Source organism: Streptomyces sp. NPDC002499, assembly GCF_053595415.1.
The window spans coordinates 463,251-476,052 of sequence record NZ_JBSFXO010000006.1 but is presented as its reverse complement, the minus strand read 5'-3'; the positions used below and the strand labels follow the sequence as shown (position 1 = coordinate 476,052).

Annotated in this window: 9 protein-coding genes; 6 read left to right on the top strand and 3 right to left on the bottom strand. The window is 73.0% G+C overall.

Annotated elements, in window-relative coordinates; genetic code table 11:
- The first annotated feature begins 1 nt into the window (after position 1).
- The 6 genes from ACWD5F_RS19310 (at position 2) to ACWD5F_RS19285 (ending at position 6,295) form a co-directional block, all read left to right on the top strand.
- The gene (locus ACWD5F_RS19310; RefSeq protein ID WP_451255985.1) at positions 2-1,762 is read left to right on the top strand and encodes an SDR family oxidoreductase; all 1,761 of its coding nucleotides are present in this window, start codon (positions 2-4) and stop codon (positions 1,760-1,762) included.
- Positions 1,763-1,775: 13 nt separating this feature from the next.
- Positions 1,776-2,672, top strand: a complete 897-nt coding sequence (locus ACWD5F_RS19305) for a metal-dependent hydrolase (protein ID WP_451255750.1) — start codon at positions 1,776-1,778, stop codon at positions 2,670-2,672.
- Positions 2,669-3,619, top strand: coding sequence for a MerR family transcriptional regulator (locus tag ACWD5F_RS19300; protein WP_451255748.1), 951 nt, complete (start codon positions 2,669-2,671; stop codon positions 3,617-3,619). Before ACWD5F_RS19305 ends, ACWD5F_RS19300 begins: the two co-directional genes overlap by 4 nt.
- A gap of 121 nt (positions 3,620-3,740) precedes the next feature.
- Positions 3,741-4,316, top strand: a complete 576-nt coding sequence (locus ACWD5F_RS19295; protein WP_451255746.1) for an RNA 2'-phosphotransferase — start codon at positions 3,741-3,743, stop codon at positions 4,314-4,316.
- 128 nt (positions 4,317-4,444) lie between these two features.
- The gene (locus ACWD5F_RS19290; RefSeq protein ID WP_451255744.1) at positions 4,445-5,347 is read left to right on the top strand and encodes an LLM class flavin-dependent oxidoreductase; all 903 of its coding nucleotides are present in this window, start codon (positions 4,445-4,447) and stop codon (positions 5,345-5,347) included.
- A gap of 60 nt (positions 5,348-5,407) precedes the next feature.
- Positions 5,408-6,295 carry an HAD hydrolase family protein gene (locus tag ACWD5F_RS19285; protein WP_401720086.1) on the top strand — a complete coding sequence of 296 codons (888 nt, stop codon included), beginning with the start codon at positions 5,408-5,410 and terminating at the stop codon, positions 6,293-6,295.
- 12 nt (positions 6,296-6,307) lie between these two features.
- Here the strand turns inward: ACWD5F_RS19285 and ACWD5F_RS19280 are convergent, their stop codons facing one another.
- From ACWD5F_RS19280 to cydD, 3 genes are all read right to left on the bottom strand, one after another.
- Positions 6,308-7,387, bottom strand: coding sequence for a peptidoglycan DD-metalloendopeptidase family protein (locus ACWD5F_RS19280; RefSeq protein ID WP_451255742.1), 1,080 nt, complete (start codon positions 7,385-7,387; stop codon positions 6,308-6,310).
- A gap of 137 nt (positions 7,388-7,524) precedes the next feature.
- Complete coding sequence (locus tag ACWD5F_RS19275) at positions 7,525-9,195, bottom strand: sensor histidine kinase (protein ID WP_451255740.1); 1,671 nt, start codon at positions 9,193-9,195, stop codon at positions 7,525-7,527.
- Positions 9,196-9,255: 60 nt separating this feature from the next.
- Positions 9,256-12,759, bottom strand: a complete 3,504-nt coding sequence (gene cydD, locus ACWD5F_RS19270) for a thiol reductant ABC exporter subunit CydD (protein WP_451255738.1) — start codon at positions 12,757-12,759, stop codon at positions 9,256-9,258.
- Between the last annotated feature and the right edge of the window lie 43 nt (positions 12,760-12,802).

Below are 12,802 nucleotides of genomic sequence, written 5' to 3'. Positions count from 1 at the left end.
GGTGCTCCAGGGCGCCCGCGAGCGCCGCGTGCTGACCGGTGACGTCGAACTGTGCGTCGCCGAGCTGGGGGACCCCGGGCGGCCGACGGTGGTCCTGGTGCACGGCTACCCGGACAGCAAGGAGGTGTGGTCCGAGGTCGCCGCCCGGCTCGCCGACCGCTTCCACGTCGTCCTCTACGACGTCCGCGGCCACGGCCGCTCCAGCGCGCCGCAACCGCTGCGCGGGGGCTTCACCCTGGAGAAGCTCACGGACGACTTCCTCGCGGTGATCGACGCGGTCAGCCCGGACGAGCCGGTGCATCTGGTGGGGCACGACTGGGGCTCGGTGCAGTCCTGGGAGTTCGTCACCGTCGGACGCACCGAGGGCCGCATCGCCTCCTTCACCTCGATGTCCGGACCCTCCCTCGACCACTTCGGGCACTGGATCAACAAACGCCTGCGCAAGCCCACCCCGCGCCGGGTCGGCCAGCTCCTGGGCCAGGGCGCCAAGTCCTGGTACGTGTACCTGCTGCACACGCCCGTGCTGCCCGAACTGGCCTGGCGCGGCCCCCTCGGCAAGCGCTGGCCGCGCATCCTGGAGCGCGTCGAGAAGGTGCCCCGCGGCGCCTACCCGACCTCCTCGCTGCCCCAGGACGCGGCCCACGGGGCGTGGCTGTACCGGGACAACGTCCGCGCCCGGCTGCGCAGGCCCCGCGCCGACGCCTACGCGCACGCGCCCGTGCAGCTCATCACGCCCCTCGGGGACGCGTTCCTGTCCGAGCGGCTCTACGACGAACTGGAGGAGTGGGCCCCGCGGTTGACCCGGCGCACGATCCCGGCCAAGCACTGGATCCCGCGCACCCGGCCCGACCAACTGGCCGCCTGGATCGGAGAGTTCGTGACGACCACGGAGAGCACGGCGGACGGCAGGACGCAGACGAAGGCCGACGGCAAGTACGCCGAGCGCTTCGGCGGGCAGCTCGTCCTGGTCACCGGCGCGGGCAGCGGCATCGGGCGGGCGACGGCGTTCGCGTTCGCCGAGTCCGGCGCGCGCGTGATCGCCGTCGACCGTGACCAGGAGGCCGCGGAGCGCACCGCCGAGCTGTCCCGGCTGCTCGGCGCCCCCCGGGCCTGGGCCGAGGCCACCGATGTCTCCGACGAGCAGGCCATGGAGAAACTCGCCGCGAAGGTCGCCGCCGAGTACGGGGTGGTGGACGTGCTGGTGAACAACGCCGGGATCGGTCTGTCCGGCTCCTTCTTCGACACCAGCCCCGAGGACTGGAAGAAGGTCCTCGACGTCAACCTGTGGGGCGTCATCCACGGCTGCCGGCTCTTCGGGAAGCAGATGGCCGAGCGCGGCCAGGGCGGCCACATCGTCAACACCGCCTCGGCGGCGGCCTATCAGCCCTCCAAGGCGCTGCCCGCCTACAGCACCTCCAAGGCGGCCGTGCTGATGCTCAGCGAGTGCCTGCGCGCCGAACTCGCCGGGCAGGGCATCGGGGTGAGCGCCATCTGCCCCGGCTTCGTCAACACCAACATCACCTCCACAGCGCGCTTCGCCGGGGTCGACGCCGACGAGGAGAAGCGGCGGCAGAAGAGGTCGGCGCGGCTGTACGGGCTGCGCAACTACCCGCCGGAGAAGGTCGCCGACGCGATCCTGCGGGCGGTCGTGCGCAACGAGGCGGTCGTGCCGGTCACCCCGGAGGCGCGCGGCGCCCGGCTCCTCGGCCGGTTCGCGCCGGGTGCGCTGCGGGCGATCGCGCGGATGGAGCCGCCGCTGTGAGCGGGCGGAGCGTGTGGGTCTCGCAGCCGGGGTCGCCGCTGTGAGCGGGCGGATCGCGCCGCGCCGGGTGTCCTTCGACTGGTCGCGCACACCCCTGCACTGGATCCCGCGCGAGCCGACCGCGACCCACGTCATCAACGTGCTGCATCTGCTGCTGCCGGCGGGGGAGCGGTGGTTCGTGCAGGTCTTCAAGGAAGGCCTGCCACGCGTCAAGGACCCCGAACTGCTCGTGGACGTCAAGGGGTTCATGGGCCAGGAGGCCACGCACAGCGTCCAGCACTCGCACGTCCTCGACCACCTGGCCGCGCAGCACCTCGACACCGAGGACTTCACCAAGTACGTCGACTTCCTCTTCGAGCGGCTGCTCGGCGAACGCCCGCCGCTCGGCATCCCGATCCCCCGGCGCGAATGGCTGCGCTTCCGGCTCTCGGTGGTCGCGGCGATCGAGCAGTTCACCGCGGTGCTCGGCGACTGGATCCTGGCCGCCGACGCCCTGGACGCGGCCGGCGCCGACGAGGTCATGCTCGACCTGCTGCGCTGGCACGGCGCCGAGGAGGTCGAACACCGCGCGGTCGCCTTCGACATGTTCCAGCACTGCGCCGGCACCGGCGCGCCCCGCTACGCCTTCCGCGTCGCGGGCATGGCCGTCACCGCGCCCGTGATGCTCTACATGTGGCTGTGGGGATCGGCCTACCTGATCCGCCACGACCCGAAGCTCGCGGGCCGACTGCGCTACTCCCTCGTCGCGCACGAACGAGCCGTACGCAAAGGCCTGTTGCCCGCGTGGCGGGACCTCGGCGCGGCGATCCCCCGCTATCTGCGGCGCTCCTACCACCCCTCCCAGGAGGGTTCGATGAGCCGGGCGGTGGAGTATCTGCGCAGGTCACCGGCGGCGAGGTCGGTGGCGTGAACGCCCCGGCCGGCTATCGCATAGAGGACCTCGCGCACGTCAGCGGCGCCACCGTCCGCACCATCCGCGCCTACCAGGACCGCGGCCTGCTCCCCCGCCCCGAGCGGCGCGGGCGGGCCAACCTCTACTCCGACGCCCATCTCGTCCGGCTGCGCCAGATCGCCGACCTGCTCGACCGCGGCTACACCCTCGCCTCCATCAAGGAGTTGCTGGCCGCGTGGGACGCCGGCCGGGGCCTCGGTGGCGTGCTGGGTCTGGTCGCCGAGGTCGACGGGCCGTGGACGGACGAGGAGGCGGTACGGATCTCGCGGGCCGAACTCGACGAGCGGTTCGGCGGGTCGCCGGACGACGCGGCGGTCGCGGACGCGGTCGAGCTGGGGGTGCTGGAGCCGGTGCCGGGGGACACGGACTCGTTCCTCGTGCCGAGCCCCCAAGAGCTGGCGGTGGCGGTGGAGTTGTACGAGGCGGGCGTGCCGTTGTCCGCGATCGCGGGTCATCTGCGGGAGTTGAGGGGTCAGGTCGAGCACATCGCCGCCAGGTTCCTGGAGTTCACGACCGAGCACGTCTTCGCGCGTTACCTGCACGGAACGCACCTGGCCAGCGACGCGGACGCGGCCGAGGCGGCCTCGCTGGTGCGGCGGCTGCGACCACTGGCGCAGCAGACGGTGGACGCCGAACTGGCGCGGGCGATGCGGCTGTTGGCGGTGCGGCAGCTGCGGCGGCAGTTGGGGGACGGTGGTGCGGAGGAGACGGGTGTCGAGTCCCGTGGCGCGTCACGCTCCGTGGTGTTGCCCGAGGGGACAATTCGGGCGGTGGAGGAGCTGGTTGGGGTGGAGCGGGTGGGTGAGTTCATCGCGTTGGCGGCTGAACGGGAGGTGCGGGCAAGGGGGTTGGATGCGCTCATGCCAAAGGGCCTTCCCCCAGCTGATCTTGACGAAGGGGTGTGACAGGGACGGAAGTTGTCCACAGAACCGCCAAATAGCCTGTGGATAACTACAGTTGGTTGTGGACCAAACCTCACTCCAAAAGAAAATGCGTGACGCACGTCTCGCCCGTCATGCTGACCGGATGGAAGAAAGACCCAAAGAACGAGACAAAGACGAGCGACGCACCGTGAAGGTGTCGAAGTACCTCTCGAAGCACCTGCGGCATCAGCCGGAGCGGATCGGGCTGACCCTCGACGAGGCCGGCTGGGTCGAGATCGACGTACTGATCGCCGCAGCCGCCGCGCACGGATTCCGGTTCACCCGGGACGAGCTGGACCACGTGGTCGCCGCCAACGACAAGCAGCGCTTCGCCGTCGACGGCACCCGGATCCGCGCCAGCCAGGGCCACAGCGTCGAGGTCGACCTCGGACTGCCCACGGCGACCCCGCCGCCGTACCTCTACCACGGGACCGTGGCCGCCAACCTGGACGCGATCCGCGCCGAGGGCCTGCGGCCCATGAACCGGCACGACGTGCACCTCTCGCCCGACCGCGAGACGGCCACCCGCGTCGGCGCCCGCCGCGGCCGCCCGGTGGTGCTCTCCGTCGACACCGCCGCGATGCACCGAGACGGCCACGAGTTCCAGGTCAGCGCGAACGGGGTGTGGCTGACGAAGGCGGTGCCGGCGGAGTACCTGCGGTTTCCCGAGGGGCACTGAGGCCTGCGGTCTCCCGAGGCACGCTGAGGCCTGCCGCTCACCCCGGGCACGGGTGCGTGTGCGTGTACGTGTGCCGCGGCCGGTGACCGTTTCGTCCGTTGTCGGTGCGGACCCGTAGGCTCGATCGCATGAGTCTGCGTCTGAGCACCGTGATCCTCCCGTACCTCCGCTGGCACGAGGGCGGGCGTGCGACCTGGCAGCGGGCCGAGCAGCTCGGCTTCCACACCGCCTACACCTACGACCACCTGTCCTGGCGCACCTTCCGCGACGGCCCGTGGTTCGGGGCCGTGCCGACACTGACCGCCGCCGCGGCCGTGACCGAGCGGGTGCGCCTCGGCACGCTGGTCACCTCGCCGAACTTCCGGCACCCGGTGACCCTCGCCAAGGAGCTGATCTCCCTCGACGACATCTCCGGCGGCCGGATCACCCTCGGCATCGGCGCCGGCGGCACCGGCTTCGACGCCACCGCGCTCGGCCAGGAACCCTGGACCCCGCGCGAGCGCGCCAACCGGCTCGCCGAGTTCGTACCGCTCCTGGACCGCCTGCTCACCGAGGACTCGGTCTCGTACGAGGGCGACTTCTACTCGGCGCACGAGGCGCGCGACATCCCCGGGTGCGTGCAGCGCCCCCGGCTGCCCTTCGCGGTCGCCGCGACCGGCCCGCGCGGACTGCGGCTCGCCGCCCGGTACGGCCAGGCGTGGGTGACCACCGGCGACCCCAAGCTGTACGAGGAGGGCACGCCGGAGCAGTCGGTGCGGGCCCTGCGCGGCCAGCTCGACAAGCTCACCGACGCCTGCGCGGAGCTCGGCCGGGACGCGGACGAGCTGGACAAGATCCTGCTCACCGGCTTCACCCCGGACCGCGCCCGCCCGCTGGCCTCCCTCGACGCGTTCGTCGACTTCGCGGGCCGCCACCGGGACCTCGGCTTCACCGAGATCGTGATCCACTGGCCGATCCCCGACTCCGACTTCGCCGCCGACGAGAAGGTCTTCGAGCAGATCGCCATGGAGGCGACGGCCCAGCTGGGCTGACCTGGGCTGAGGGTCATCTATGTCTCATCTGTGCACTCCGGCGCACGGGCGTGCGCGCATATGCGGGAGAATGGGCCGGTGACCTCAGCGACTCGACAGCCCGAGACCCCGGCATCCGCCGCCCCACCGCGGCTCATAGCCACCGATCTCGACGGCACCCTGCTGCGGGACGACAAATCGGTCTCCCCGCGCACGGTCGCCGCCCTCGCCGCCGCCGAGGAGGCGGGCATCGAGGTCTTCTTCGTCACCGGCCGCCCGGCCCGCTGGATGGACGTCGTCAGCGAACACGTGCACGGCCACGGCCTGGCGATCTGCGGCAACGGCGCCGCCGTGGTCGACCTGCACGGCGGCCCCGGCGCCCACCGGTTCGTGAAGGTGCGGGAGCTGGCACGGGACAACGCGCTGGACGCCGTACGACTGCTGCGGGACGCGGCGCCGGGCACGGTGTACGCGGTCGAGCAGACGTACGGCTTCTACCAGGAGCCCGACTATCCCAAGCTGCACATGGAGACCCCGGACACCCTCGCGCCCGCCGAGCGACTCCTGGCGCCGGACGCGCCGGGGGCCGGGGAGCCGGTGCTGAAGATCCTCGCGTACCACCCGACCCTCGACCCGGACGCCTTCCTCACGCTGTCCCGGCTCGCCATCGGCGACCGCGCCAACGTCACCCGCTCCAGCCCCAGCGCCCTGCTGGAGATCAGCGGCCCGGACGTCTCCAAGGCCAGCACGCTCGCCCTGTGCTGCGCCGAGCGCGGGATCTCGCACGAGGAGGTCGTCGCCTTCGGCGACATGCCCAACGACGTGGAGATGCTCACCTGGGCCGGCCGGTCGTACGCCATGGGCAACGCCCACCCGGACGTCGTCGCCGCCGCCTCGGGGCGGACGGTCGCCAACAACGAGGACGGCGTGGCGGTCGTCATCGAGGAGCTGCTGGAGCGTCTGCCGTAGGCGCCCCGCCGGTCAGCCGACGGGCACGCCCCGTGCCGCCAGCCACGGCACCGGGTCCACCGCCGAGCCCAGTTCCGGGGTGACGCGGACCTCGAAGTGCAGGTGCGGGCCGGTGGAGTTGCCGGACGTGCCCGACTGGCCGATCCACTGGCCGGCGGCCACGCGTTCGCCCTGGTCGACGGCGACGGCGGCGAGATGGGCGTACTGCGTGTAGTAGCCGCCCGGGTGTCCGATCACGATCTCGATCCCGAAGGCTCCCCCGCACGACACCTTCACCACCCGCCCGGCGCCGGCCGCGCGCACCGGCGTCCCGATCGGTACCGCGAAGTCCTGCCCGGTGTGCCGGTTGGCCCAGCGGGCGCCACCGCTGCCGAAGCCCGCGGACAGTTCGTAGCTCTCCACGGGTGTCACCCACGCGCCCGTCACCTGCGTCCGGGGCTGGTCGAGCCGGACCGCGCCCCGGCAGGCGCCCGCCGCGACCGAGACGTCCGCCTGGCCCTGCAACTGCCCCCGGGCCTCGTCGAGTTTGCCCTGGATGGTGTTCTTCACGGCGGCGAGTTCGGTGCTGCGCCGCTCCAGCGACCGCCAGGCAGTCGCCGCCTTCGTCCGGTCGGCGGCGAGCCGGGCCTCGGCACGGCGGCTCTTGTCGAGCGCGTTGCCGACGGCCAGGTTCACCTGCGAGAAGACGTGCTGACCGCGCATCAGCTCGTCCGCGCTGCTCGCCAGGACGATCTGCGCGGCCATCGGCAGACCCCCGCCGTCGCGGTACTGGGCGCGCGCGATCCGGCCCAGGTCCTCGTGCAGTACGGCGATCTCCCGCCGTTCCCGGTCCAGCAGTTCCTCGGCCCGCTGCGCCCGCGCCCGCTGCACCTCCGCCTGCTGCCGGCCCGCCTCGTACTGCCGTGTGGCCAGCGCCGCGTCCTCGTAGAGCCGGGCCACCTGCTCACCGACGCTCATGTCACCGGCGCTCGCTCCGGCGCCGGACGCGCCGTCGCCCGATCCGCCGTCGGCAGCCGTGGCCCGCGCCGCCAGCACCGCCAACGCGCACAGCAGAGCCGGAACGAACAAGGGGGGACGGCGAGGTGAGCCCATGTCAGCGATCGTGACCCGAACCTCGGGTACCTGGCCTGTTCAAGTCGTACGCCTGGGGGACAGGTTGCTGCGGACGGGTCACTGACGGGCGTCCGGGGAGGGGTGACGGGAATCCGTGCGACCGTCTCGCGCCGGAGTCAGTACGGCGCCTGCCACACCACCGTCGTGCCGCCGCCGTTCTCGCCGATGCCCGGCCCGTGGCGGCTGTCGCCACCGAGGGACTCGGCCCGGCGCTTGAGGTTCTTCAGGCCGCTGCGGCGACCGCCCTCGGGGATACCGACGCCGTCGTCCGCGACCGTCAGCCGCACGCCGGGACGCCCGTCCGGCAGCGTCGCCGTCGCGTCGACCACGACGTCGATCCGGGAGGCCCCGGCATGCCGGAACGCGTTGGAGAGGGCCTCGCGCAGGGCGGCGACGATGTTCTTGCCGGTCAGGTCGCCCACGACGGTGTCGACCGGGCCGACGAAGCGGTGCGCGGGCCGGAAGCCGAGCGGCACCGCCGCCATGTTGATCTCGCGCAGCACCCGCGTGCGCAACCCCGACGGCGCCTCGGCGGGGCCCTGTTGGAGCGCGAAGATCGCGGTGCGGATCTCCTGGATGGTGACGTCGAGTTCACCGACGGCCTTGCCGACACCGTCCCGCACCTCGGGCACGACCGCCCCGCGCTGGGCGCTCTCCAGCATCATGCCCGTCGCGAACAGCCGCTGGATGACGAGATCGTGCAGGTCACGGGCGATACGGTCGCGGTCCTCGTAGACCGCCAGCCGCTCCCGGTCGCGCTGCGCGTCGGCCATCTTCAGCGCGAGCGCGGCCTGCGCGGCGAACTGGGCGCCGAGGACGCGCTCGCTCTCCGTGAACGGCTGCTCGCCACGCGCCCGGGGCATGACGAGGCTGCCCAGCACCCGGCCGTCGCTCTGCAGCGGCAGCATCATGATCGGCCCGTAGGCGCGCGCGAGCGACGACAGGATGCGCGGGTCGGTGCCGGCGTCCGCCACGAACACGGGCCGCCCGGCGAGGAGTTCGGCGACGACCTCGCTCTCGGGCGGGATGACCCGGCCGAGTTGGCCCGACGGCTTCTCGGAGGCCACGGCGACGATCTCCAGGCCGCCCTCGTCGGCGGGCAGCAGCACGATCCCGGCCGCGGCCCCGGACAGCCGACGGGCCTGCTCCGCGACGACCTGGAGCGCGTCCTCCGTGTCGCCGCCGGAGAGCAGGGCCGTGGTGACGGCGACCGAGCCGTCGATCCAGCGCTCCCGCTGCTGGGCGGCCTCGTACAGCCGGGCATTGCCGATGGCGATACCGGCCTCCGTGGCCAGCACCCGCACCAGGTCGAGGTCGCCGTCGTCGAACGGCTCCCCGTCCGACTTCTCGGCCAGATAGAGGTTGCCGAAGATCTCGCCCTGGACGCGGATGGGCAGGCCCAGGAAGGCGTGCATCGACGGATGGTGCTCGGGAAAGCCGCAGCAGCGCGGATCCGTCGTCAGCTCCGTGAGCCGCACCGGATCCGGTTCCGGCTCCTGGATGAGCGCCCCCAGCAGGCCCTTCCGCCCGTCGGGCGGCCGGCCGATCCGGCGGGCGGTCGCCTCGTCGACGCCGTACCAGACGAAGTCGGTGAGCCCCGCGCGCTCCCCGTCCACGACACCGATGGCCGCGTACCGGGCACCGGTCAGGGCCGCCGCGGTCGCGCAGATGCGGTCGAGCGTGGAGTGCAGTTCGAGACCGCTCCCGACGGACCGCATCGCCGCCAGCAGCTGCGGCACGCGCGCGGCCAGGCCGACGGACGGGTCGGGAGACAGGTCTCGGGACATGACCTGAGCGTAATTAGTCGTGTTTGTTACGGAAAGTCGAGCCGAGCCCCCGGCAGACCGCTATCCGGCCCCCACCAACAGCTCCGTCTCCGCCTCCCGTTCCGCCATCGCCCGCAACGGCCCCTCCGCCGCGGCCAGTTCCCCGTAGGTCCCGCGTTGTACGACCCGTCCCTCACCCAGGACGACGACCTCGTCCACGGCTTCCAGTCCGGCGAGACGGTGGGTGATGAGGAGAGTCGTACGGCCCTCGGTGGCGGCCAGCAGGTCGGCGGTGAGGGCGTCGGCGGTGGGCAGGTCGAGGTGTTCGGCGGGCTCGTCGAGCACGAGGACGGGGAAGTCGGCGAGCAGCGCGCGGGCCAGCGCCAGCCGCTGCCGCTGGCCGCCCGACAGCCGGGCCCCGTGCTCGCCGACCAGCGTGTCGAGCCCGTCGGGCAGGCCGTCGGCCCAGTCGAGGAGCCGGGCCCGCCGCAGGGCGTCCCGCAGCTCGTCCTCGGTGGCGTCCTTCCTGGCCAGCAGCAGGTTCTCGCGCACCGAACTGTCGAAGAGGTGCGCGTCCTGCGCGCACAGTCCCACCAGCCGTCGTACGTCGTCGCCGTCGAGGGCGTACGCGTCCACGCCGGCCAGCGTGTACGAGCCGGCCTCCGGGTCCAGGAACCGCAGCAGCACCTGGGCGAGTGTCGTCTTGCCGGAGCCGGACGGTCCGACCACGGCGATCCGGCGCCCCTCGTCGAGGGTCAGGTCGAGGCCTGCGAGGGCGTCCCGGTCCTGTCCGTCGTGCCGGGCGGCCAGGCCCTTGAGGGCGACCGGGAACGGTGAGGCGGGCGCCTGCCGGGGCCGCTCCGGCTCCCGTACCGGCTCGGGGGCGTCGAGGACCTCGTACACGCGCTCCGCGCTGCGGTGCACGCGTTGCCGGTAGCGGACGGCGAGTGGGAGGCCGAGGACGGCCTCGAAGGCGGCGAGCGGGGTGAGGACGACCACGGCCATCGTGACGCCGCCGAGTCGTCCGTCGGCGACGGCCTGGGCGCCGACCAGGGCGGTGGCGGTGACGGTCAGGCCCGAGATCAGGGCGGTGAGTCCGTCGCCGAGAGCGGTGGCGGCCGCGGCGCGTGAGGCGATACGGGTGAGGGTGCCGTCGGCCCGCCGGGTCGCGGCGGTACGTGCGGGCAGGGCGCCGGCGACGGTCAACTCGGCAGTGCCGGTGAGCAGATCGGTCACCCGGGTCGCCAGCGCTCCGCGGGCGGGGGCCAGCCGGTGCTCGGCGCGCCGGGCGACCGCGCCGGTGAGCAGGGGGACTCCGGCGCCGGCCGCGAGCAGTCCGACGGCGAGCACGGCACCGGCCTCCGGCAGCAGCCAGGCCGTGAAGCCGACGGACGCGGCGGACACCGCGACGGCGGCACCGGCGGGCAACAGCCAGCGCAGCCAGTAGTCCTGGAGGGCGTCCACGTCGGCGACAAGGCGCGACAGCAGGTCGCCACGGCGGGTGCGGCGCAGCCCGGCGGGCGCCAGCCGCTCCAGGCGCCGGTAGACGGCGACCCGGGTGTCGGCGAGCATCCGCAGCACGGCGTCGTGCGACACGAGCCGCTCGGCGTACCGGAAGACGGCCCGGCCGATCCCGAACGCCCTGGTCGCCGTCACGGCCACCATCAGATACAGCACCGGCGGCTGCTGCGAGGCCCGCGAGATCAGCCAGCCGGAGGTCGCCATGAGCCCGACGGCACTGCCGGTGGCGAGACTTCCCAGCAGCAGGGCGAGCAGGAGACGGCCACGGCGGGGGCCGGACATGGCACGGACGCGGGCGAGGACACGGCGGGTGCCCGTCGTCGGTCGGGTGGTCGGCCTGGTCGTCTCCAGGTCGGCTTCGTCGCTGCCGGCAGCGGTCTCGATCGGCCGGGGCTCGGCGGTCCTGGGTCCGGCGTCCAGGGGAGCGGCGGCCACGGGTGCCGCCAGCCGCACCACCCGGTCGGCCACGCCGAGGAGCGCCGGGCGGTGCACGACCAGCAGCACGGTCCGCCCCACCGCGAGCCGCCGTACCGCCGCCACGACCTCGGCCTCGGTGGCCCCGTCCAGCGCCGCCGTCGGCTCGTCGAGCAGGAGCACGGGCCGGTCCGCGAGGAACGCCCGGGCCAGCGCGAGCCGTTGCCGCTGTCCGGCCGACAGCCCCGACCCGTCCTCACCGAGCGCGGTGTCGACGCCCTCGGGCAGCGCGTCCACGAACTCCAGCGCCCCGGCATCCGCCAACGCCCGCCGCACGGCGGCCTCGTCGGCGTCGGGACGGGCGAGGCGTACGTTCTCGGCGATCGTGCCGGCGAACAGCTGCGGGCGCTGCGGCACCCAGGCGATCCGCGACCGCCATTGCTCCGGGTCGAGGTCGGCGAGGTCGGTGCCGCCGACCAGGACCCGCCCCTCGGTGGCGGGCACGAAGCCCAGCAGCACGTTCAGCAGCGTCGTCTTGCCCGCGCCGCTCGGTCCGACGAGGGCGACCGTCTCCCCGGGCTCGACGGTGAAGGACGCGTCCGAGACGGCGTCCTCGGCCCGCCCGGGATACCGGACCGTGACCCCCTGGAAGGTGATGCCCCCGGCCGGCACGGACTCCGTCCCCGAGTCCGGCACCGGTGTCTCCAGCACCGCGAAGATCTCCTCGGCCGCGGCCAGCCCCTCGGCCGCCGCGTGGTACTGGGCGCCGACCTGGCGCAACGGCAGATACGCCTCGGGTGCGAGGACGAGGACGACCAGACCGACGTAGAGATCCATGTCGCCGTGGACCAGCCGCATGCCGATCGTCACAGCGACCAGCGCCACCGACAGGGTCGCGAGCAGTTCCAGCGCGAAGGACGAGATGAAGGCGATGCGGAGGGTGCGCATGGTCGCCTGCCGGTACTCGCCGGTGATGCGGCGGATCGAGTCGGCCTGCGCCTTGGCCCGTCCGAAGACCTTGAGGGTCGGCAGTCCCGCGACGACGTCCAGGAAGTGCCCGGACAGCCGGGACAGCAGCCGCCACTGACGGTCCATCCGGGACTGCGTGGCCCAGCCGATCAGGATCATGAAGACGGGGATCAGTGGGAGGGTGCCGACGATGATCGCCGCCGAGACCCAGTCCTCGGTGACGATCCGGGCCAGCAGCGCCACCGGGACGACCACCGCGAGGCCCAACTGCGGGAGATAGCGCGAGAAGTAGTCGTCGAGGGCGTCGACCCCGCGAGTGGCGAGGGCGACCAGTGATCCGGTCCGCTGCCCGCTCAGCCATCCCGGGCCCAGTGCCACGGACCGCTCCAGCAGCCGCCCCCGCAGCTCCGACTTCACCGCCGCGCTGGCCCGGTGCGCGGCGAGTTCCGTGAGCCAGGCGACCAGGGCACGGCCGGCGGCGACGGCCGCCAACAGCAGCAGGGGAGTGCGGAGTTCGGCGACCGACATCCCGTGCTGGAAGGCACCGACCACGATCTCGGCGATGAGCATCGCCTGGGCGATCACCAACGCCGCCCCGACGGCGCCCAGTCCGACGACCGCCGTCATGAACGCGCGGGTGGCGCGGGCGTATCGCAGCAGACGTGGGTCGATCGGTTTCACGTGAAACACACCCTCTTCTCAAGGGGCATGTTTCACGTGAAAC

Bases quoted from the DNA above. Each gene is read 5' to 3' on its own strand.
- ACWD5F_RS19295 (WP_451255746.1), top strand. From the start codon at position 3,741: ATGGAAGAAAGACCCAAAGAACGAGACAAAGACGAGCGACGCACCGTG.
- ACWD5F_RS19275 (WP_451255740.1), bottom strand. From the start codon at position 9,195: ATGTCCCGAGACCTGTCTCCCGACCCGTCCGTCGGCCTGGCCGCGCGC.
- ACWD5F_RS19290 (WP_451255744.1), top strand. From the start codon at position 4,445: ATGAGTCTGCGTCTGAGCACCGTGATCCTCCCGTACCTCCGCTGGCAC.
- ACWD5F_RS19285 (WP_401720086.1), top strand. From the start codon at position 5,408: ATGCGGGAGAATGGGCCGGTGACCTCAGCGACTCGACAGCCCGAGACC.
- ACWD5F_RS19280 (WP_451255742.1), bottom strand. From the start codon at position 7,387: ATGGGCTCACCTCGCCGTCCCCCCTTGTTCGTTCCGGCTCTGCTGTGC.